17 protein-coding genes and 1 tRNA gene are annotated in these 22,239 nt (G+C 57.9%); 4 read left to right on the top strand and 14 right to left on the bottom strand.

Going from position 1 to position 22,239, the window contains the following annotated elements; translation table 11 throughout:
* Positions 1-7: 7 nt before the first annotated feature.
* Positions 8-937: a tRNA 2-thiocytidine(32) synthetase TtcA gene (gene ttcA, locus H6F75_RS08025; RefSeq protein WP_190750941.1), complete on the bottom strand. Its 930-nt coding sequence runs from the start codon at positions 935-937 to the stop codon at positions 8-10.
* 487 nt (positions 938-1,424) lie between these two features.
* Between ttcA and H6F75_RS08030 the strand changes: the two genes are divergently transcribed.
* Complete coding sequence (locus H6F75_RS08030; RefSeq protein WP_190750943.1) at positions 1,425-4,661, top strand: type I secretion C-terminal target domain-containing protein; 3,237 nt, start codon at positions 1,425-1,427, stop codon at positions 4,659-4,661.
* Between the two features lie 55 nt (positions 4,662-4,716).
* Here the strand turns inward: H6F75_RS08030 and H6F75_RS08035 are convergent, their stop codons facing one another.
* The gene (locus H6F75_RS08035) at positions 4,717-5,829 is read right to left on the bottom strand and encodes a metallophosphoesterase (RefSeq protein WP_190750945.1); all 1,113 of its coding nucleotides are present in this window, start codon (positions 5,827-5,829) and stop codon (positions 4,717-4,719) included.
* A gap of 188 nt (positions 5,830-6,017) precedes the next feature.
* On the opposite strand from H6F75_RS08035, the gene trmB reads away from it, so the two are divergent.
* A complete protein-coding gene (gene trmB, locus H6F75_RS08040) occupies positions 6,018-6,653 on the top strand; it encodes a tRNA (guanosine(46)-N7)-methyltransferase TrmB (RefSeq protein WP_190750948.1) in 636 nt (211 codons plus the stop codon).
* A gap of 39 nt (positions 6,654-6,692) precedes the next feature.
* Positions 6,693-6,766 (top strand) — tRNA-Arg (locus tag H6F75_RS08045).
* 124 nt (positions 6,767-6,890) lie between these two features.
* Here the strand turns inward: H6F75_RS08045 and H6F75_RS08050 are convergent.
* The 6 genes from H6F75_RS08050 to H6F75_RS08075 form a co-directional block, all read right to left on the bottom strand.
* On the bottom strand, positions 6,891-8,324 hold the full coding sequence (locus H6F75_RS08050; RefSeq protein ID WP_190750950.1) for an AAA-like domain-containing protein: 1,434 nt from the start codon (positions 8,322-8,324) through the stop codon (positions 6,891-6,893).
* The gene (locus H6F75_RS08055) at positions 8,317-9,708 is read right to left on the bottom strand and encodes an AAA-like domain-containing protein (protein ID WP_242019801.1); all 1,392 of its coding nucleotides are present in this window, start codon (positions 9,706-9,708) and stop codon (positions 8,317-8,319) included. The genes H6F75_RS08050 and H6F75_RS08055 overlap by 8 nt, the downstream gene beginning before the upstream one ends.
* A gap of 98 nt (positions 9,709-9,806) precedes the next feature.
* The gene (locus H6F75_RS08060) at positions 9,807-10,139 is read right to left on the bottom strand and encodes a hypothetical protein (RefSeq protein ID WP_190750952.1); all 333 of its coding nucleotides are present in this window, start codon (positions 10,137-10,139) and stop codon (positions 9,807-9,809) included.
* 104 nt (positions 10,140-10,243) lie between these two features.
* Complete coding sequence (locus H6F75_RS08065) at positions 10,244-10,669, bottom strand: histidine kinase dimerization/phospho-acceptor domain-containing protein (protein ID WP_190750954.1); 426 nt, start codon at positions 10,667-10,669, stop codon at positions 10,244-10,246.
* Positions 10,670-10,743: 74 nt separating this feature from the next.
* On the bottom strand, positions 10,744-11,262 hold the full coding sequence (locus tag H6F75_RS08070) for a thioredoxin domain-containing protein (protein ID WP_347710623.1): 519 nt from the start codon (positions 11,260-11,262) through the stop codon (positions 10,744-10,746).
* A 127-nt stretch (positions 11,263-11,389) separates the two neighbouring features.
* Positions 11,390-11,776, bottom strand: coding sequence for a hypothetical protein (locus tag H6F75_RS08075; protein ID WP_199303825.1), 387 nt, complete (start codon positions 11,774-11,776; stop codon positions 11,390-11,392).
* 505 nt (positions 11,777-12,281) lie between these two features.
* Here H6F75_RS08075 and H6F75_RS08080 point away from each other — a divergent pair.
* Positions 12,282-13,478, top strand: coding sequence for a hypothetical protein (locus H6F75_RS08080; RefSeq protein WP_190750956.1), 1,197 nt, complete (start codon positions 12,282-12,284; stop codon positions 13,476-13,478).
* Between the two features lie 184 nt (positions 13,479-13,662).
* On the opposite strand, the gene H6F75_RS08085 is transcribed toward H6F75_RS08080, so the two are convergent.
* From H6F75_RS08085 to H6F75_RS08110, 6 genes are all read right to left on the bottom strand, one after another.
* Complete coding sequence (locus tag H6F75_RS08085) at positions 13,663-13,938, bottom strand: UBP-type zinc finger domain-containing protein (protein ID WP_190750958.1); 276 nt, start codon at positions 13,936-13,938, stop codon at positions 13,663-13,665.
* A 138-nt stretch (positions 13,939-14,076) separates the two neighbouring features.
* On the bottom strand, positions 14,077-14,715 hold the full coding sequence (locus H6F75_RS08090) for a response regulator transcription factor (protein WP_242019803.1): 639 nt from the start codon (positions 14,713-14,715) through the stop codon (positions 14,077-14,079).
* Between the two features lie 25 nt (positions 14,716-14,740).
* Entirely contained in the window at positions 14,741-15,964 is a 1,224-nt protein-coding gene (locus H6F75_RS08095; RefSeq protein WP_190750962.1) for a GAF domain-containing sensor histidine kinase, read from the bottom strand.
* 151 nt (positions 15,965-16,115) lie between these two features.
* Positions 16,116-19,028 carry an NHLP bacteriocin export ABC transporter permease/ATPase subunit gene (locus H6F75_RS08100; protein WP_190750964.1) on the bottom strand — a complete coding sequence of 971 codons (2,913 nt, stop codon included), beginning with the start codon at positions 19,026-19,028 and terminating at the stop codon, positions 16,116-16,118.
* A gap of 35 nt (positions 19,029-19,063) precedes the next feature.
* Complete coding sequence (locus H6F75_RS08105) at positions 19,064-19,600, bottom strand: DM13 domain-containing protein (RefSeq protein ID WP_190750966.1); 537 nt, start codon at positions 19,598-19,600, stop codon at positions 19,064-19,066.
* A gap of 173 nt (positions 19,601-19,773) precedes the next feature.
* Positions 19,774-22,086, bottom strand: coding sequence for an NHLP family bacteriocin export ABC transporter peptidase/permease/ATPase subunit (locus tag H6F75_RS08110; RefSeq protein ID WP_190750968.1), 2,313 nt, complete (start codon positions 22,084-22,086; stop codon positions 19,774-19,776).
* Between the last annotated feature and the right edge of the window lie 153 nt (positions 22,087-22,239).

Raw genomic sequence — 22,239 nt, forward strand, 5'->3', positions numbered from 1 at the left:
AGCGGCCTTAGCGTTCTCCCAACCCAGCGCCCAGGGGGAGCGGCGGCAGCCCATCGGCGAAGAGCGCCATGGCTGGGTCAAACTCGGCCTCTAAATCGGTGCCGATCGCATCCCCGTCTTCATCGTCGGTCGAAACAATCTGCGCTGACTCTAGCCCAGCGAAGTCAAATAGGGCGGGGTCGGCCAGCTGTGAGGGGGCAATGTTTTGCAGGCTGCGAAACAGGGTTTCGGTGCGACCGGGCCACTGCTTTTCCCAGGTTTGCAGCATCGCTTTGATCTGCGCCCGTTGCAAGTTGGCTTGGGATCCACACAGCGTGCAGGGAATGATGGGGAATTCGCGGTAGCGGGCGTAGCGGGCGATGTCGGTCTCGGGGCAGTAGGCCAAGGGTCGAATGACGATGTGGCGGCGATCGTCGGTGAGCAGTTTGGGGGGCATGGCCTTGAGTCTGCCGCCGTGGAACATGTTGAGAAACAGGGTCTCGATCATGTCGTCGCGGTGGTGGCCGAGGGCGATTTTGGTGGCTCCTTCTTCAGCGGCGACCCGGTATAGAATGCCCCGGCGCAGGCGCGAGCACAGGCTGCACATGGTTTTGCCTTCCGGGATCACGCGCTTGACGGTGCTGTAGGTGTCTTGCTCGACAATGCGGTAGGGCACGCCGATCGCCTCAAAATACTCCGGCAGCACGTCGGCAGGAAAGCCGGGCTGCTTTTGATCGAGATTCACCGCCAGAATGTCGAAGTGAATCGGGGCGCTGCGCTGAAGGTGACGCAGAATATCGAGCAGCGTGTGGGAGTCTTTGCCGCCCGAGACGCAGACCATGACGCGATCGCCCTCGCCAATCATGCCGTAGTCGGCGATCGCCTGACCAACGCGCGATCGCAAAAATCCCTGGAGCTTTTTGAAACTATTTGAGGTGGGCTGCTTGACTCCAGCCATGGGCTGACTCTCCTGGGGCGTGATCTGCGCTAAAACGCTAGCACCTCATTTTAAAGCGCCTTGTTCCTAACAAACGGCAAAGACCACTGTTCCCGCAAAGCAGCAATCTTTGGCTAGCGCAAATCATAGAGAGAAGCGTATGAAGCTTATGCAAAGACCTAATTACTTAAGGCGTCGTTAAGCAGTCCTTTACCGACCTGTTGCTAGGCCTCTGATAGGCTTATTTATGTAAAAACACTGACATTCCAACGCGTTTAATTATGTTGTTGGCTGTGAGCTATGGGGTGCGGATAAATGTTTAGGTATAGTCATTCACCCAATGGCTGAAGCATAGTTAGGTTGTCCTTCATTTATCTGCCGAAACCCTCTGTAGCCGGACGCCAGCCGAGTTTTTGAGGCAATCAAAAGTTGCATGATGTTTAGGCTCCATAAATTGTGGGGCTGATTTTATGCGGCTGAAATGCAAGATTTTGGAGTAATTTTTCTGATGGAAACTGCGGTCTTTATCAACGAGTTTCATTACGATAACGCCAGCACTGATGTGGGCGAATTTATTGAAGTCGCTGGCCCAGCCGGTACTAATTTAACTGGCTGGCGAATTGTGCGCTACAACGGCGCTAACGGTTTGGTCTACACTACACCCACCGCCAACGAGACGCTCAGCGGTTTAATTCCCGATCAGGGTAACGGCTTTGGCACCGTGGTAGTCAATTACCCCAGCAACGGTCTACAAAATGGTGCCCCCGACGGCTTCGCCCTGGTCAATAACCTGAACCAGGTGGTGCAGTTCCTCAGCTACGAGGGCTCTTTTACCGCCGTTGACGGCCCGGCGGCAGGCCTCCTCAGCACCGATATTGGCGTTTCTCAGCCCGACACAGAAGGGGTTGGAGCCTCGCTACAGCTCACCGGCACCGGCACCACCTACGAAGACTTCACCTGGGCACGCACCGCCACTAACACTAGTGGCGCAGCCAATGCTGACCAAACCTTTAGTGGGGTAAGCAATCCGATAGAGCCGCTGATCAATGAGTTTGTGTTTGACCATGTGGGCACCGACACTAACGAATTTGTCGAGATTTTGGGGGCAGCCAACACCGACTATTCGCGCTATACCCTGCTGCAGATTGAGGGTGACAGCGGTAGCACCCTGGGCCGTATTACCAGCGCCCAGGCTCTGGGCAGCACCGACGCCAGCGGCTACTGGACCACTGGCTTTTTGAACAACGTTTACCAAAACGGTACCCAAACCCTACTGCTAGTGAAAGATTTCACCAGCAGCGTCAACCAGGTGATCGACACCAACGGCGACGGCGTGCTGGATGTCACCCCTTGGGCCAGTGTGGTAGATGGTGTGGCAGTAACCGACGGTGGGGCGAGCGATCGCACCTATACCCCAGTAGTGCTCGCCCCTGGCTACGACGGCAGTTCGCAGCGGGTGGGCGGAGCCTCGCGCCTTCCCAACGGCACCGACACCGACACCGCCGCCGACTGGGTGCGCAACGACTTTGACCTGGCGGGCATTCCTAGCTTTGCGGGCACTCCTGTGGAAGGCGAAGCGCTCAACACTCCTGGGGGCGCTAACGCCGTGGTCGAAGCTCCACCCCCGCCCGTAGAACTCACCGCTATCTACAGCATTCAGGGAGCAGGGCACAGTTCTACCCTGGTTGGGCAGCAGGTTGCAACCACGGGTATTGTCACCGCGCTCGATACCAACGGCTTTTACCTGCAAGACGCGGCGGGCGACGGCAACATTGCCACGTCCGACGCCATTTTTGTGTTTACCGGCAGCGCCCCCACCGTGACAGTGGGCGATGGGCTACAAGTTGCTGGCACAGTGTCGGAGTTTACCCCTGGTGGTGCCTCGACCCGCAACCTGTCAACGACTCAGATCGGCGGCAGCCTCACCATCACCACCCTAAGCACCGGCAATGCCCTGCCTGCGGCGGTGCTCCTCGGCCAGGGCGGTCGCGTGCCCCCCACCGAAAACATCGATGACGACGCCTTTGGCAGCTTTGACCCCGTCACCGACGGCATCGATTTCTTCGAGTCGCTAGAGGGCATGCGAGTCACCGCCCAGGATCTGCTAGTGGTGAATGGCACCAATGGCTTTGGTGAAATCTTTGGGGTGGTCGACAGTGGCGCAGGCGCCACGGGCTTGAGCGATCGCGGCACGCTCAACCTCAGCCCCGACGACTTTAACCCGGAGCGGGTGCAGGTTCAGTTCGACAGCGGCGTGTTTAACTTCGCCTTCCCCGAGGTCAACGTTGGCGATAGCCTAGGGAATGTCACTGGCGTAGTCAACTACGACTTTGGCAACTTCCAGATTGTGGCCACCGAAGATTTCACGGGCAACATTCGGTCGGCGGGCCTACAGCGCGAGGTCAGCAGCCTCAGCGGCAATAGCGACCAGCTCACGGTGGCTAGCTACAACGTGCTCAACCTCGACCCCAACGATAGCGATGGCGATGCTGATGTTGCCAATGGGCAGTTTGCGGCGATCGCTCAGCAGATTGTCGACAATCTCAATGCCCCTGGCATTATTGCCCTGCAAGAGGTGCAGGATAACTCGGGCAGTGCCAACGACGGGATAACGGCGGCGGATGTGACCCTGCAAACCCTGGTGGCTGCGATCGCCACTGCCGGCGGCCCCACCTACGCCTTCATCGACAACCCGTTCATTATCAACAACGCCAGCGGCGGCCAGCTGGGGGCCAACATTCGCACTGCCTACCTCTACGACCCCAGCCGGGTTGATCTGGTAGAGGGGTCGGTCTCAACCATTGGCGGTCAAGCCCCCGGTGAAACCTTTGCCGGTGCTCGTCTGCCCCTAGTGGCCGACTTTGAGTTCAACGGCGAAATCGTGACCCTGGTGAACAATCACTTCTCGTCGAAGGGCGGCAGCGCCCCCATTTTTGGCACGGCCCAACCCTTTGAGGCTCGCCAAGAAGACCCCAGCGTCAACGGCTCCGTAGACGAGCGCCAGGCCCAATCGCTGGCGGTGCAAAATTACGTCAGCAGCGTGCTGGGCAGCGACCCCACCGCCAACGTGGTGGTGCTGGGCGACCTCAACGAGTTTGAGTTTGTCTCACCCGTGACAGGGCTGGAGAGTGCCGGGCTCACCAACTTGACCAACACCCTGCCGGAGAACGAGCGCTACTCGTATATCTTCCAGGGTAGCTCTCAGGCGATTGACCACATTTTGGTGAGCGGCAGCCTAGCGGCCACAGCGGAGTATGACGCTGTCCACGTCAACACTGAGTTTGCTGAATCCCTCCAAGCCAGCGACCATGACCCAGTGCTGGCCCGGTTTACCATTGGGGCTTCCAATGTGATCACGGGTACGCCCCAACGAGATGTGCTGGTGGGTAGCGATCGCAACGACACCATTCTGGCCAGCGGTGGTCCCGACCTAATTACTACCGGTAGCGGACGCGACCAGGTTGTCTACACCAGCACCGAGCAGACGGGTGCTACCATCATTGACTTTGAGGTGGGTGCCGACAAGTTGGTATTCACCGACCTGCTGAAAAGCATCGGCTACACCGGCACTAACCCCCTGGCTGATGGTCTGGTGCAGGTTCGCAACTTGGGCAACAGCGATCGCACTCAGCTTTCCCTTGAGCTGGACCGCGTGGGCGGTGGCCGCAACCAGTTCACCAACTTCATCACCTTTGAGGGGGTCGATATGGCGGCGCTGAACAACGCCGAGAACTTTGTGTTTTAAGGCAGCTTCTACTGGCTACAAACCCCTGGTTTCTATCAGAAACCAGGGGTTTTTTCTATTTGGCAGGCCACACCAGGGTGGCGGTGTTGTCGATCGCCTGGGGGTTGCCGTCGCTATCGACTGAGTTAAAGTGGGCCAGCCGCTCCTGCACGTCGGGCGGCAGGTGCGAAAAGTCGAGCTGGGTGTCGCCGTCGGCCACCGCGGCCCAAAAGTGCCGTAGCTTGGGGGCGATCGCCTCGGCCTGGGCCTGCTCTAGCCCTACCGGTGGGCTGACGAGGAATTTGGTCATAAACCACCCGGCGCGATCGCACATCCACTGATGCGACATGGCTTGCAAATCGTCCCAGGGCTCAACGGCGGTGAGGCGGCGCGATCGCACATCCATACGCAACTCCCCATCGCCGTGCTCAATTTCTACAATGCGGTAGGGATGGGGGTAGCTGACCAGTGACCCGGTCAACACCTCGCACAGATCGCCTCGGCGAGCTATATCCTGCACATGCAGGTGGCCCGTGAACATCAGCCGCACCCCCGCCGCCTCTAGCCGCCAGATAATCTCCTCGGCATTGCTCACCATGTAGCGCTGACCCAGCGGACTGTTGGACTGCCCCGGCAGGTGCTCCAACACGTTGTGGTGCAGCATGACCAGGATTAAGTCGTCAGCGTATTCCGCCAGGGTCGCCTCTAGCCAGTCGAGCTGCGCCTGATCCACATAGCCCACTCGAATCTGCTCGCCGTTCGGCTCAAAGGCATTGGAGTTGAGCGTCACCAGCCGCACGCCGGGGAGAATTTCGTGCTGGTAATGCAGGGTTTTGCCGTCGCTGTAGCCAAAGTCTTGGTATAGCCGGGGGAAGTCGGCTAGGCCAATGGCGCGATCGCTGGCATCGCGGGCAATTACATCGTGGTTGCCCGGCACTACATAGGCTGGAAAGGGCAGCTGTTTGAGGCGATCGATCAGCCACTGGTGGTTCACCCATTCGCCGTGCTGGGTGAGGTCGCCTGGCAGCAGCAAGAAATCTAAATCCAGCGTTTCGAGGTGGTCAAAGATTTGCTCAATGCCCGGAATGCTGACCTCGACTAGATGAAAGCGGTGAGGGCCATTGTAAATTGTCTCGGGTCGGGCGATGTGAGGGTCGCTGACGATCGCGAAGCGAAAATGCTGTCCCATGGGGCTCAACAAACTTACTGATCAGAATTCCTTACCAGCCTAGCCCTTTGCCGCTAGATTCGGTAGGTGAGGATTGGGAGTGAGGGGTAGGGGATTAAGGAAATTGGATTGAGCAAGCAACTCACCTACTCATTCACTCCCCACCTCAAATGGCATGATAGAAGGCTGTGGTTTATGAGGTCAGTGCCGTGGCTGTTGTTCGGGTGCGTCAGCACGTTAACCCTCTGAGCGGAAAATATCAGGCTCCGGTCGAAGTCCCTGTTTGGGAGACCGTGTTTGCTAACACTCAGCAACCGCTGCATATCGACATTGGCTGCGGCAAGGGCGTGTTTTTGCTGCAAATGGCCCAGCTTCAGCCCGAGTGGAATTTTCTGGGCCTTGAAATTCGCAAGCCCGTGGTCGAATCGGCCCAAAAGCGCCAGCAAGAGGCGGAGCTGACCAATCTGCATTTTATGTACTGCAACGTCAACATTTCCCTGCGGGGTCTGCTAGAAAGCTGGGGCGCTCAGAACCCTTTGCAGCAGGTGTCTATTCAGTTCCCTGACCCGTGGTTTAAGAAGCGTCACCAAAAGCGGCGGGTGCTGCAACCTGAGCTGGTGAGCACCATAGCAGAATTTTTGCCGTCTGGCGGGCGGCTGGTGGTGCAGTCGGATGTGGAAGAGGTGGCGGTGGATATGTGCGATCGCATCGCCGAGAACCCCCACTTTCTCCGCCAGGGCCAAGACTGGTTGCCCGAGAGCCCCTTCCCGGCCCAAACCGATCGCGAGCGGGTCACCCTGGAGCAGGGTTTGCCTGTTCACCGCGCGATCTTTACTCGGGCTTAGCCCCACCTCCAAGCCAGAGTGTAGAATGGCCAAAGACCTGGGGTTGTAGCTCAGCAGGATAGAGCGGCCGCCTCCTAAGCGGCAGGTCGTGGGTTCGAATCCCGCCAACCCTGTACTTTACACCATCTCCCAAATCGTCCAATAGATAGGCTGATTCGGAAGTTCTTAATTGGCAGTCATCAAATTCTTTGAGCATTTTCAGTCCCGCCAAGTTGGGTATCCCATACCAAAATCACCTTAGGGTCTGAGTAGGTTGATCAGCAGCGCTACCAGGGAGATGGCCAGGCAAGACCCGAGGCTGAGGTAGCTAAACCAAATAGTCTGATTGGCCTTGCGTTGGGCTTCGGCCAGCATGCGGTTAGCCTGGTTTTTAGCCTCTAGCTCCAGGCGCACCATTTTGGCATCCCACTCTTGGCTGGCGGAAAGGTAGCGGTAGTCGAGATCGCTGAGACTTTTGTGGGCGGCCCATTGCAGGGCATCTCGCAAGGCCTGACCCATGAGCAGACGCGAGTCATCTTGACAATTAGAGGCGACCCAGGCTTGCAGCATGACCGCGTAGGGCCGCTGCTGAGCGAGGCACTGGTTGACCCAGGCCAGGTTGAAGACTTTGGCGTAAATGGGGTTGGCGATTTGAAGGTGACCATTGCGGGCGATCGCAACGCCCGACAGCTTTAACTCGGCCTGATCTGGGCTGCCGTCGGTGGGTATCTGGCCCGCGGTGAGCATGCGCTGGTGTAGGCTGAGCAGTCGGCCCGATCGCAGCTCATCACCCAGTAGGCGATCGCGAATGGTGCGTAGGTGTTCGGGGTCATCCTGGGCTTCCCACTGGTGCAGGAGGTGCGATCGTACTAAGGCCTCCACCCGTGCCCCTTCGAAACCCGCCACGATGGGATTGTTTTGATGGACTGTCTGAATTAGATCGCAGAGTTTTTGGGTTAAAAAGGGCTGTCCCCCAGTCCAGTGCAGCACTGCCGCCAGCACCTGATCGGGCCGCTCCGTTAGACCTGTCAGACCCGCCGCTAGGGGAGCGGTTTCATCCTGTGTAAAGCCTGTTAGAGAAATTGCCCTGCCAATGTTAAACGGTGTTTGATCCGCCGCCGCTACCAGGTCATGGGGAGTGGCCACCCCAAACATGGCCCAGTTGAGGCGGCGATAGGCGAGGTTTTCAGCCCGCTGGTTGTAGCAAAAGCGCACCAGCCCAAAAAAATCCCCTACTGGAAAGTTCAGCCCCTTCACGCCGTCGATTTCATCTAAAAAAATGAACAGAGGCTGGTCGGGCTGAGTGCTGAGTAAAACGGTTTCAATCCAGTAGCTCAGTTTTTGCACGGGTGGCAGCGGCCCTAGCCCTTGCCACCAAGTCGGCAAATCAACCCCATTGGGTAGGCGAAACTTGCGCTGCAGGTCAAAGGCTAGACCCATATACCACTGCTCAGGGGTAATCTGCTGACTGCCAATGCGGGTGAGGTCGATCGCGGCACAGCGACCCATACCTTCGGCCTCTAGCCGCTGACGGGTGCGCAGTCGCAGGCTTGACTTGCCCATCTGTCGCGAGGTTAGTACGTAGCACAGCTCGCCATTGACCAGCGCTCGGTAGAGAGTGCGATCGGCCTCTCGCTCTATATAAGTCGGGTCATCAACGGCAAGGCTGCCCCCCACCCGATACTCAACCATAGGTCGAACTCAAGGACGGGGGCAAAAACGCCAAAAAATACTGGCGGTAGAGTTCGCAACTGGAAGTGGCCAAGTTCTTACTCAGGGTAACCAGGCCTAGACTTTCAAGTCGGTAGGCGGCGATCGGCTCCAGGGCCACAGGCGCAGCCGATTCGATGACGTGGCGAAAGGCCACCTGCAAGTTAGGGTGAGGGTACAGAGCGGCCAGCAATTCCCGCAGGTGATCGCTGTAAATGCCTGACTGGGTGGAAGCTTCTTCAATCAGCTGCTCTAGGCTAAGGTTGCCCTGGGCCATGGCGTAGAGAGCCAGCCGCACCAGCCCAGGCCGATAGCTCACCACCTGCAATAGCGACAATAGCTTCTGAGCACCGTCACTACCAGCGGCCCAGGGTAACTGGTGGCGGCAGGCCAAGTCTTGCACCTGGGCTAGGGTAAAGGGGGGCAGCCGCAGGGCTAGCCCGACATTAAAGGGCGACTGGTGCAGTTGCAGCGGCACATACACCTCCGTGGCGTGGGAGAGAATCCAGTGCACGCGGCCCCAGACCTCGATTTCGCGAGCATCTTCGTACCACGATCGCAGCAGCGGCAAAAACTCCGCCGAAATTTTCGGATACGCAAACAACTCATTGACCTCATCTAGGGCAATGAGCAGCGGTGTATCGGCTTGGGGCAAAACGTAGTCTTCGAGGTAGGCGGTACAGCTCACCTTGCTGCCAATATCGCTATGCCAGCGGCGCTCCAGGTCTGGCTCTAGACCCAACTGATAGCTAATGTTGGCGCAAAACCAACGCAAAAACAGGTCTAGATCAGCAAAAATCTGGCGATCGGCCCGGTGCAGGCTCAGGGTAACGCAACGCATGTGGTTGGCTTGGCCGTGGGCCACCAGTCGCCGTAGTAGAGAGGTTTTGCCCATCTGGCGGGGAGCCTTGAGGCGAATCAGGCTGCCCGGTTTGAGCAATTCTGCCCGAGCTTGGATCTCCAGGGGCGGGCGCTCAACGTAAAACCTTGACTGTAACGGCACAGGCCCATTGGGCAGCTCCCACTCTGGTAGCAGCTTGCTGACTTCAGGGAGGGTAGCCAGGGTCGGTGCAGGGTTGCTTTGGCTGCGAGCATGGCGCTCTAGCACCGCCCGAATATTGCTTTTAGAGACCTTTTGGTTGAGCGACTCAGACAGCGCCTGCCACAGTCGAAACCCCACATCGCGAATGTAGCTGTGGTCGTAGCCGCAGTTGTCGGCAATTTCTGCATAGGTTTTGCCCTCCCATACCTGGCTAAAAACGGTTTCTTGCAGGTTGCTGAAGGTGCGACCCGGCAGCAGTCGATCTAGCAAGGCTAGAGCTTCGTCGGCGCGCATAGCAGTGGGAAAAAACACTGACGCTATCATAGCGAACCGGCCTGGAGGCGATTTTGTCGTTTGTTAAACCCACAGGTCGGGCCCACAGCAGATGGGTTGGCAAGCTCTGATCAACAACATGCTGAGAGTTACGGAGCAACCATCGGTTGACAACGCAGGGGCTGGGCTAAATGCCCTGGCGGCGCGTAGGCCCACAACACCTTGGCATGAATACCCAGGTAATCGGGACCAGAGTGGACCGGTTGGGCCAGGGCAAGGATAGGCCGCATCGGCACAGCAACAAAAGCCCCTTGGATTTGGTCAAGACAATTCATCAAGACCAGCAGCGGTGTAATGGCCGATACCGCGGTCAAAATCACGCGATGGTTAGCAATTAATGGCGGGTTACTCACTAGGGCACAGCTTTGGTCATTGCCCTTGGGTAGTCGGGTTGAGTCGAGCGGAGTTGATCGAGAGTGCAAGATGGGGTTGCTCATAGCTAGCCGGGTGAAGTGGCAGGTTGACTACATAAAACAAGGCTCTCGGCAGTCATTTTGAACACTCCAGATAGGGAGACACGGGAGCGCTATCGCCCCTGTACTGGGTGGGGGTGGGGCAATTGGTAGTCCTGCCAGTGAGACCCCGATGGATGAGCGCTGCGGGCAAAGGCAATCACATCATTGACAATGCGGTTCAGCCGTTCGGCTTCTTCTAGGGCCAGAGTTAGCCGCTGGTGAGCAACCTGGGGCAGTGGCATCCGCTGACAAAGTCGCAAACCGTTAATGATGACGGTAAGGGGGCTACGCATGTCGTGCACTAGGCCAGCGGTATGTTCGCCAATCTCTGCCAGGTAGAGCAGGTATTGCTGGCTGTGGGCAATCGGCGGAGGGGCGGGGGGCAGCCGCAGGTCTGGTTTGAGGGATGGGGCTAGGGGCGGTGGTGCCAGGGAGGGATCACTGGAGGGCCGCCTGGGTGTGGGGAAGGTGGAAGTGAGGTGGGGGCGGTTGGGCATTGGGGTGGATGGGTAGGGGGTAATGGGGTGGCAGGAGACATGTCTGTCTGCCCTGACTCTTGACGGTGGGGTATTCAGATGGTGGAGAGGACATCCCAGATTGCGGTTTGAGTGCGGTCGCCGTGGTAGCGGTAGCCGTTGATGAAAAAGGTGGGGGTATCGACTACGCCGCTAGCGCGACCACTGACAATATCGGCTTGGATACGACTGACAAAGCGATCGCCCGTGACCTCCCGCAAGAACTGCCTCACATCTAGCTCTAAATCGACGGCGTACTCGACCAGGTAGCCGCTGCCCAGGGCCTGCTGGTGGGTGTATAAATGGTGGTGCATAAGCCAAAAGTTTCCCTGGCTAGCGGCGGCTTCGGCGGCTTCAGCGGCGTGCTGAGCATGGGGATAAACATCGCTGCGGGGAAAATGACGAAACACAAAGCACATCTGATCGCCTAGGCGCTCTAGCAAGTTCATCAGCAGCGGATAGGCGGAACCACAGTTGGGGCACTGGTAGCCGCCATACTGAACCAGGGTCAAGCGGGCGGTGGGTGGTCCCCAGAGATGGTCGCGGGAGCTGATCGGGGCGGTCAGAATAGACACAGGCGCACCTGAGTGAGAAGGGATGAGGTTGGATGCCGCTGACGCAAGCCGTTTATAAAGTCTCGAAAACCCCGTAGGGCGGCACCGCTTGCCCGATTTAAACCCGCCCCTTTAGAATGATTTTGCGTTAGCGCACGTCACCGTCAGGAAACGCCGTGACGCGCCCGGTACCGACAGCAACGACGACGTCAAAGGTGGCGCAGTAGGCAAAGGTGGTGTCGGTGGCTTTGTTGTAGAGGTTCACCACCATGCCCGCGCCGCCGGGCTGCACCGAGATCGGTTCTAGATCGCCAAAAAAGAAGCGGCGCAATTGATCGCCGCCGCCGAACTGGCCCCGATGCTCTTGCACAAAGGCAACCTGCTGAGCGCCGCTTAGACCGGTGGCATTGGTTTCTTGAGCGCGAACGGGGACGGTGGCAATAGAGAGCAGGCCAGTGGTGAGAAGGGTGGCCATGGCCACTGATTTACCCCAAGGGAAAACCGCGTTTTGGGTTAAAAACAGGTTAAGCTTCATGGGGTTTCCTCTTTTCTACAGTGAGAAGTTATCTGCAACTGTAGGAGGTGAAGCTACGGCTGTCGCGCCTCGTAAGACTAAGATTGCAGCCGTCCCTAGGATTAGCCAAAAACCTACCCAAAAGGTCAGGATGAATCCTAGCCCAAAGGTAAGTGCAGGCTCGCATTGGTGCTCTGAGCGCAGCTTTGGACAAGCATGATCCGCCCTAATGGGTGGTTTGGTTTAGATAGCCTTACGTGCTCGAATAAACATGCAAACGTTTGCACGCTTTTGGGGTTTCTTGCTGCCCTAGCCCATGGGACTACAGCTATATAGAGGAGTGTACAGTTCCCCAAAGCGGCACAAAAATACTCTTCTACAGCCAGCAACCTACCCATTAGGACAGGTCAAAGCCTTAACAATAGTTGGGAGAGAGAACTCGTCTAGGGTGTAGCAATAAGCGGTGACAGGGTCTCTAGAGTAGGGGCGAGTCCCCTAGTAAGAAAAAGAGGAAACTTCACCCCTCATGAATCTACGTAAAAGAGCCATTTTTTTGGTGGGTTTTCTACTGGCCGCGGTCTTATCGATCGCATCCACTAGCCTTGCCACTGGGCCTAATGGACTGGCTGAGGCCAACGCTATTCTCACCGCCGCCGCTCAAGAATCGGGGCGACCCGCCTATTCTGAACGCACCGCCGTCGCCTTTAAGCCCAGCGACAATGTGTATGTAAAAAGTGTGTTGGCAGTGGATTTTACCCTGGGCAGCGCCACGGTAACCTTGCCCTTGTATCGGGGACTTTCTCCCCAGGGTGAGTCGGTCTATTACATTTTGACGGAGGCCTCCGATTTTGATGTCGCCAAGACCTTGGGCATCAATTATTCTCCCAAAATGAAAAACGTCATTGGCACAGCGGGTGCTCAACCCGTGACCCTAGCGCAAGGCATCATGCAGTTCCAGGGCAACATCGACTTCTCGCCAGAATATCGGGTTGAACCCGGTTCTCCCAATCCGTTTCCCCCAGCGGTGGCAACTCCTGGCGCGATCGCAGATGCCCAGTATTCTTCAATGGCCGTGATGCCCAGCGGCGTAGTGCTCAATGCTCAAATCGTGCACAATGCCTCGGGTAGCCACGATCGCCTGGAGGCCATTGATTTGGAAAAAAGAACCGTCACAATGTCGATTTTGGATGGCTTCCAGGGCGGGCGGCAGTACTTCTATCACCTGGTGACCGACGTGTCAGCGGACGTGCCTTCAGTGCTCGAAAAAGGGGTGTTTGCTCCTAAGCTGGCGGATATTCCGGCCTTTGGCAAATCGCTGCCCGCCGATGAGTCGGCGCTGCTGGGCTTTTCGCCCGTGCTCAACGGCATCAGCGATACGAGCACCGGTCAGCACCAAGGGTTTGTGGCGTCGCTAGCCAACAATGGCATTGACCCGATCAACGTGTTTCCCTACGGCCCAGAAAACGACAACCCCTCGGCAGACAACAACTACAGCCCCCTGTGGGATGCCCACGTGAGCATGTGGACGGAGCAGGCGATCGCAGAAAATAAAGTGCGCCGCATCACCTCTCTTGAAGACCTGCAAGGTTTGATCGCCAGCGGCATGGTCACCGATGCGGTGATCAACCCTGAGGGACCTGGTAACCCCTGGCTGTTTGGCTTGCGCCCCACTCAAGCGACGATCAACTGCCCGGTGATTGCCCATCCAGTGCTGTCGAATTAGGCGATGGTGCGGGTCAGTTCTGACCGCTGATCTAGCCCTGTGATTGACCATCTGTGCCCGATCCTCCCCAGTTAAAACTGGAGGGAGTTGGGCACAGGCGTCCAAGGGGATGTTTTTTCTACCGCCTTGGCTTTGCCAAAGTGCAAGTGGAGCAAACCCCAGCCCACCCGGCACATCAACGAAATCAATATTCCTTGGCCTGCTCGTGCTCAAAACACCATAGCCACTGTTCCCCCAGTTCGGCGGAGCTAATTACGGTGTGACCGGTTGCCTCGTAGTGGCGACGGGCGTGTTGATGTTGAGACGAATCGCAGCACAGCATCTTGCCACAGCCTTGGCAAATGCGCAGATGCACCCAGCGGCTATTGATCTTGACGCATTCCTCGCAGCGGAATGTTGGGTAGGCGGCTTTAGAAATGATGGTTTCGGCACTCAGATCACTGAGATGTTGGCAGGTCATCAGACTCCTCCTGGGATGGTGCTGGGAACGCTCCTGGGTGTGCTGGGGTAGCGCCTTTGGGACAGCTAATTTTCAGCAGATCCAGCGCTATCCCTAGAGTTCTACCCTATTTTGTCTCCTATCAACGACCGAGGTGACCTACAGCCGAGCTAGGCCACGTTTGAGGGCAATGGTGACAGCCTGGGTGCGATCGCCCGCCCCCAACTTATCTAAAATATTGCGCACGTGGAACTTCACCGTGCCCTCGGCCACGCAGAGGGCTTCGCTAATATCGCGGTTGGTGTTGCCCTGCACCAGCAGTTGCAGCACCTCTAGCTCGCGATCGGTGAGTTCAGAGCTTTGGAAGCGATCGGTGAGTTTTTGAGCCACTTGAGACATGATGTACTTCTGCCCGCAGTGCACCTGACGGATGGCAGTAAATAGCTCTTCACAGGGAGCATCCTTGAGTAGGTAGCCCTTAGCCCCAGCCCGCAGAGCGCGGTAGATATCCTCATCGCCGTCGTAGGTGGTAAGAATGATGATGCGCGCCTCGGGCCACTGGGTGCAGATAGCGGCCACGGCATCTGCACCCTCTAAATGAGGCATGCGCAGATCCATCAAAATTACGTCGGGCTGGTGAGTGCCTACTAAGGCCACAGCCTGCTGACCATCGGCGGCCATGGCCACCACCTGCAAGTCGGCCTGGCGCTCCAGCAGGGCCGATAGCCCTTCACGCAGGGCCGGGTGGTCGTCGGCGATCATCACGCGAATCACCGTCGGTGGCTGAATTGTGGACATGGGTTTAGGCTGCATCACCATTGGTTTAGCTCTGGCTAATGGGCAGCACCACACCAATTTGGGTGCCCTGGTTGTGGTCACTGCAAATGGTCAAGTTTCCGCCAAGGCGCTCGGCCCGCTGCTGCATGCTAACCAGGCCAAATCCTTTCAAAGCGGTAGATTCAGTCAGGGTGAAACCTACCCCGTTATCCTCTACCATCAGGTGCAGGCGATCGGGCTGGTAGGTGAGCTGCACCAAAATGGTGCGGGCCTGGGCGTGTTTGCAGCTGTTAGTGATGGCCTCCTGAGCAATGCGAAACAGCTCTAGCTCGGTGTCGTCGGCCAGGGGCATAGGCTGCCCCTCCAGGCGAAACTCGCTGGTCAGCGAGGTGCCCTCGGTCATCTGTTGCAGGCAGTCGGCTAGGGCCATAGATAGCGATCGCCCCATCAGCGCGGGAGGGCGCAGCGCCTGCACTGAGCGACGGGTGTTGGCTAGCCCCTCGCGGGCCAGATCGCAGGCGCGATCGATATTGGCCCTAGCCCCGGCACCCTTGCCGCCCTCATCGAGGGTTAGCGCCGCCGCCTGAAGCCGCATGAGAATGCTGGTAAACGTCTGGGCCAGGGTATCGTGGATGTCGCGGGCCAGACGGTTGCGCTCTTCCATGATGGCGGCAGTCCGAGCCACCTCCGCCAGGCGAGTAAGTTCTAGGGCTAGCACCGCCTGGTTGGCCAACGCGAAGGCTAGCTCGGCTTCTTCGGGCTTAAACACTCGGCGGTGCCGGAAGCGCATAACTAAAATGCCCCGCAGGTCATCCTCCAAAAATAGCGGGATCTTCAGCGCCGCCTGGATGCCCCGCTGCCGAAAGTAGTCGCGAAAGTGTTCGTACACGGGCTGGGTGGCAAAGTCTTCGGGGTAGTCGCTGATAATCTCGCGCTTGCGCAGCCGGGCCAGCACGTGCTGGTTCTGAATTTTGCGCGCCACTCCCAAGCTGGCACCAGGGTGGCTAATGGCTTCTTCATGTTTGATCTCGCCGTCTTCGTAGGAGACAAATAGACGAAACAGGCCGTTTTCGTAGCGCCAAATGCCCGCTTCTGCCGCCATAAAGCGATCGCTGCACACCGTCAGCAGGTGGCCCAAAAACTTCTCTAAGTCAGGCTCGTCGGCTAGCTTGCTGAGCGAAGCCTGCAACACCTGGTTGGCTTGGGCCAAGTCCAGGGTAGGCTCTGGGGGGTGAGACTCGGGGGCACCAAAGTCAAAGGGGTTGTGCAAGATTCTAAAGGCTCTCAAAAGGCTGGCGCTTAGCATAGGAGTTTAAGCGGCTTTACCGACTGTGGTGAGTGATGCATCGCATGTTTTCAGCGGTCTTTGGGTTGGGCTGATCCACCTCTCCCCTCCCTAGAAGGGATTGGCAGGTAACTGCTCACGTCATCTGCCGCTTAATCAACTGGCTAAACAGGCCCGGCTGCCCCGCCAGCTCCTCAAAGCTGCCCTGCTGCAGTAGGCGACCCGCCTCTAGCACATAGATGCGATCGGCATGGCGAACGGTGCTCAGGCGGTGAGCAACCACCACCCGCGTTACCTTCAGGCGATTCAGGCTTTCGATGACGAGCGCCTGAGTGCGGTTATCCAGAGCGCTGGTAGCTTCATCCATCAGCATGATTTTGGGCTTTACCGCCAAAGCGCGGGCAATCAGCAGCCGCTGGCGCTGGCCTCCCGACAGGTTGCTGCCCCCCTCGCTCACCACTGTATGCATCTGCATGGGCATGGCGCGCAGGTCGGCAGCCAGGCCCGCTTTCTCCGCAGCATCCCAGGCATCATCTAGCGTAATCAGCGCACCTCCAGACAGATTCTCAAAGATCGACCCGGCGCTGAGGCGGCTGGTTTGCAGCACCACCCCACACTGGCGGCGCACCGCCACCACATCCAGCCCAGACATCGCCTGCCCGTCATAGTAGACGCTGCCCGCCTGGGGTGTATCGAACCCCAGCAGCAGCCGCATGGCGGTTGATTTGCCTGAGCCCGATGGTCCCACCAGGGCAATAAATTCCCCCGGTTTAGCCTCAAAACTGACGTTGTCGAGAATCACTGGCCCTTCGTCGTCATAGCGAAACGTGACCCGGTCTACCGAGAGCAGGCCCGAGAGCGGACCCGGATCGGCCTTGGTCAGATTTACCTCTGGCTCAGCCTGCAAGATAGGGCTAGCCCGTTGCCATAGGGGCACCACATCCAGCAGATCCACTAGGGTATCGCTGAGGCTGGTGGCCCCAGCAACGAAGGTGCCAAAGGCCACCGAAAAGGCCAGGAACGTTCCTGTGGAAAGCTTCTCATCGGCACTGCTCAGCATTTGGCTAGCCAGCCAAAACAGCGCCATGGTGGTGACAATCGGCAGCACTGTGTTGAACACCGCCACCGCATCTTCGAGCTGCTGGGTGCTGAGGGTGAGGCGAAACTGCTGGCTATAGCGCTGGCCCCAGATGGCAAAGGCCCGCTCCTCGGCCCCAGCCATGCGCAGCTTAGCAATACCGTTGATCAGCTGCACCACCAGACCGTAGAGCTGGCCCTGAATTTCCAATAGGGGACGGTACCGACGCACCAGCACCAGTCCAGAGGCTACAGTCACCGCCATCACCACTAAGCCAACAACTATTGCTACCCCAGCCAGCAATGGGCTGTAGTAGATCAGCAAACCCAGGTTCAGCAGTGAGAAAGTTCCGGCAAACAGCCCTTGCAGGGCCGAGCCGCTAAGCTTGCGGCGAATCGTTGAGATACTCGACACCCGCGAAGCCAGGTCACCCGTAGGGTATTGGCGAAAGAAGCCGGTTTTGAGCTTTAGCAGCCGATCCCACACGGCGGCTTGCAGGTGGGCATCGGCCCCAGTTTCGACCCGCAGGGTGGCGATCGCCTGCGCCAGTTGAAAGCTCGCCGCCCCAAAGGCCGCTGCCAGCAGGCCTAGCCCAATTTGCCAAAGCAGCGCGCGATCGCCGTAGGGCACCACCGTATCTACCAGCACTGCCGTGGCCTGGGGCACCACCATGCCGATCAGCGTAGCGGCAAGGCCCGTGAGGCCAATCATTAGCCAGTCGCGCCCCTGACCGCGAAAGGCAAACCGCAGCAGGGAGAGGGCGTTGAGATTGTCGGTGGGCAGGGGCCGGTAGAAGACGAAGGCAACGGGGTCGAGGTAGGCAGCGAGGGTGGGGGTGAGGGGGAGGTGATGGGGTGATGGGGAAGATGGGGAGGTGGGGGAGTTGAGGGAAGGGGCGAGTCCAACCGGCGCATAAATTGCGTAGCGGGGGCCAGCCATGGGAAGTAGGGCAACCGGCGATCGCCCCTCCTTTGTATAGGCCACCAGCGGGCCGCAGTCCTGTCGCCACCATTCACCGCGCAGCAGCACCCGACGCAGACGTAGTTGAGAGGCGCGGGCGATCGCATCCAACGGCTGCTTCATTCGCGCCCCATTCTCTGATGCCGCAGGGGGTTGAATGGTCACACCCAGAGCTTTGCCTACAGCTCCGGCCACCGTTAGCAAAGGGGATTCTGTAGAGTCGATCTCATCGCTTTCGAACACGCCCGCCAGGCTGTGGACGACATTTTCAGTCACGCTCTGATTGAGCTGCTGGCGCTGCTGAAAGCGCTTCAAGCCAAGGCGCTGCTGACGGGCATCGATCTGCTCAATGGTGCCAAAGCCGTAGCGGTGAAACTGGGCTACGCCCCGAATCAGCACCTTGCGGCTGGTGACTTCGGCAGTGGGGCGGGCGAAAAACTCGATGTGATCTTGCGCCTGCATATAGGTGCCCCGGCCGAGGGGAAAGCAGCCCAGTTCAGGCGTCAGCGGAAAGGCGGGGTTGCCCATCCAGGTGGCGGTGCCCTGCTGCATACGAATCCACAGCACCTCAGCGTCGGGGCGGCAGACCTGGCCTCGCGTCAGCGAGATGTAGTGAATTTCCGGCACCTGTCCAGTTTGGGCGGGTTTAGGAAAGCCATCGATTGTGCCCCAGTGGTGAATCCAGAGATCGAGCAGGGCTTTGAGTTGCGGCGTAGGGCAGTCAGTGGCGTCGATTTCGCTCAGGGGCAGGGGAGCAATTTCGGCGGGTTCGAGGGCGATCGCCATCAAACCCAAATGAGTAATTGGGCATATGTCAGCGGCAAAGAGGGCTTCCCCAGCAGGGACGCTGAAAAGAAAGCGCCGCTTGCCGCTGGGTTGGCCATTGGCGAAAGGCACAGCGAAGAGAGCAACGTGGCCCGATTTCACCTGCCAAAGCTGGGTGGGGTCAGTCAGCAGCAGCGGCTGGTTGGCAGTGATGGTGCGGGGGGTGGCGAGGATGGGGAGGAGCATGGGAAAGTGGAGGGAGCATAGGAAATTGGAAATAGTTATTGAAGCGGCGCAGCCCCAAAGGTGGCATTAAAACGACGACACCAAATAGCAACCGATTGGTAGTCATCTAAGTTGACATCGGCTGAAATGGCATAACTTTGGGCACCGCTAAAGGATTCAAGCTCCGCCAAGACAACATATTCTCCCTCTTGCAGCGGAAAAGCCGGTGGCTCCGTTGAGCCAATTACATCCTCTGACCGATGAAGGACTACGACTAAATCAGGCCCCATTGAGGAGGTTTGAAATGTTTCGTCTAGCTCTAAAACAAACTGACCACCACTGTTAATAATTCTGGCCACTCCAGCTGTGTCATGCTCCCCAGAAACAAAATTACCCGACCTAATGACATCTGCCTTTGATTCTGGATTGTTGATAGACTCTTCAGAGTCACTGGCAGCACTTGCCTCAGCTGCAACGTCTTCGGATACAGTCATCGTCGTTGAGTTATCCTTAACTGCCTCAGATTGACCGGGCGCACAGGCCACCATTAGGGAAATGGAAAGGCTTAGCAGTAGAAATCGCTTTAATTGCATAATGTCCTCAGATAAAGTTGCGAGCTTGAAGGCACTATAAAAAGCCTGTCTGAGACAACCCTGAGAACGGTTGGAGATAATGCTGAATTGGGTAACCGTAGCCCTGGGAATTTTTTAGCGCACGAGTTAGGCCAGCAGATCCCCGACCAGAAGGAGTAGGGGTGGATCTACATTCACCCTGCCTCGCTCTGAATCAGCTTTCGGTACAGCCCCCCCGATTCCCACAGCGACTCGTGGGTGCCGCGCTGCACCACCCGGCCCTGGTCAAACACCAAAATTTCGTCGCAGTCGCGGATGGTGCTGAGGCGGTGGGCGACGATGACGCAGGTGCAGCCTCGTCGCCGCAGGTTTTGGTCAATAATTTGTTCGGTTTCGGTGTCGAGGGCGCTGGTAGCTTCATCCAAAATCAAAATTGAGGGGTTGCTCACCAGGGCCCGAGCGATTTCGAGGCGTTGACGCTGGCCGCCGCTGAGATTGGCGGCTCCTTCTAGCAGCGACGCGCTGAAGCCGTAGGGCAGAGCCAGAATGGCGTCTGCGATCGCAGCATCCTCAGCCGCACGACGCAGATCGACTTCGGGAATGGTGGTGTCCCACAGGGTGAGGTTGTTGCGGATGGTGCCCTCAAAAATCAGAATGTCTTGCTCGACCACGGCGATCGAGTTAGTTAGCACGGCGCGGGGAATTTGAGAGCGGCAGACACCGTCAAAACAGATTTTTCCTGATCTTGGCTCGTATAGCCCTGCTATAACTTTTGCCACCGTCGATTTTCCAGAGCCACTGCCCCCCACTAGCGCTACTCGCTGCCCTGGCTGAATTGACAGGCTGAGTCCTTCAATCAGCGGTGGCTCCAGGGGATGGTAGCCGAAAGCGAGTTCGTGGAGGGTAATGGAGCCGGTGAGGCGGTGGGGGAGGGGAGATGAGGGAGATGGGGAGGATGAGGGAGATGGGGAGGATGAGGGAGATGGGGAGGATGAGGGAGATGGGGAGGATGAGGGAGTTAGAGAATCAGAGTTTTTCTGCCTTCTGTCTTCCTCATTTCCCCATCCCCTCATTTCCTCATCACTTAGAAGCTGCTGATCCACAGAGTTTCCCAGCACGTCATCGAGCCTGGTCAAATTTCCCTGAAGGGTTTGCAGGGTACTGGCGAAGCGCACGAGGGCGTTGACGGGGCGCTGGAAACTGACCATGAGAAGCTGAAAGGCAACCAACATGCCAATGGTGAGGTCGCCGTTAATAACGCGCCAGCCGCCGACTACCAGCAGGGCCAGGCTGGCCAGCGCGGAGAGCAGGCTGGGCAAAATGCCGAGGATTTGGTTGGTGAGGCCTAGGTCTTGCTGAGCGTTGATAGATTTGGCGTAGTAGCCGGCCCAGCGGGCGAAGAAGTCAGACTCTAGGCCAGAGGCTTTGAGGGTTTCCATAGTTTGCAGACCGGCGATCGCTACACCCGCCGCCTTGCCTGTTTCCTGAGACAGCCGCAAGTTAGCATTCACCCGCTCCCTGGCAATCCACTGCAAGGTGGCGACGTTGATGGCGGCAAAGCCGACGGCGATCGCCGTCAGCAGCAAATCATACTGAGCCATCGCCAGGGCGTAAAACAGCACCAAGACGAGGCTGATCAGGGTACTGATTAGGCGACCCGAGAGCACGGTAGCCACCTCATCGTTGAGGCGAATGCGGCTGGCGATTTCGCCGGCAAACCGCTGGGCGTAGAAGCCCACGGGCAGCCGCAGCACGTGCCACACAAAGCGGCTGGTGCTACCGACGGCAAGCTTGATTTGCAGCGATCGCAGATATTGGAGCTGCAATGCCGTCAACCAACCCTGCACCACCGCCGTCAGCAGCAGCCCAATTAATAAATAGGGCAGCCACTCAAACCGTCCTTCTAGCAAAACAGAATCCACAAAAATGCGGCTGAGGGCGGGCAGCACCAGGGCGGGCAATACAAGAAACAGTCCAGCAATCAATGCCAGCAGCAGAATGCCCCAGGAGCGGTGGAGCCGCTGCCAGAGCGATCGCACCATGCTTGGTCTGCGCCCCCCTTTTTCAAATTCTGGCCCAGGGACAAAGGTCAGGGCAATTCCCGTGTAGCCCTCGTCAAACTCAGCGGCGGTGACCCGACGGGGGCCAGTGGCGGGGTCGTTGAGGTAGATCCAGCGAGAGTCTTGACCTTCGACCACCAAAAAGTGGTTGAAGTGCCAAAACACAATAAAGGGCGGATCCAGCTCCAGCGATCGCTCCAGGCTTTTCTTAAAGCCCTTAGCCTCCATGCCGTAGCTGCGGGCGGCCTTGAGCAAGCTGGCAGCGGTCACCCCATCGCGCGACACGCCGCAGACCTGGCGCAGTTTGGCCAGGGGCACAATTTTGCCGTGGTAGCCTAGCACTTTGCCCAGGGCTGCCGCACCGCATTCCACCGCCTCCATTTGCAGCACGGTGGGAGTTTTGACCCGTTTGGGTCGGGGTTTTATGGGAGGAATAAAAAAGACCATGACGAGGCTAATAGGTTATGACAAATTCCCCTCTTCTGCCTTTCAAGGGAGGGGATAAAGAGAGTCTTTGACGGGAAGAAACCCGAGAATCGAGTCTCAGCCAGCAACCAGGACCAGAATCTGGACAGCGTTGCATCGGCTAAAAACATTAGT

It is taken from the genome of Nodosilinea sp. FACHB-131 (assembly GCF_014695395.1).
Taxonomy (GTDB): domain Bacteria; phylum Cyanobacteriota; class Cyanobacteriia; order Phormidesmidales; family Phormidesmidaceae; genus Nodosilinea.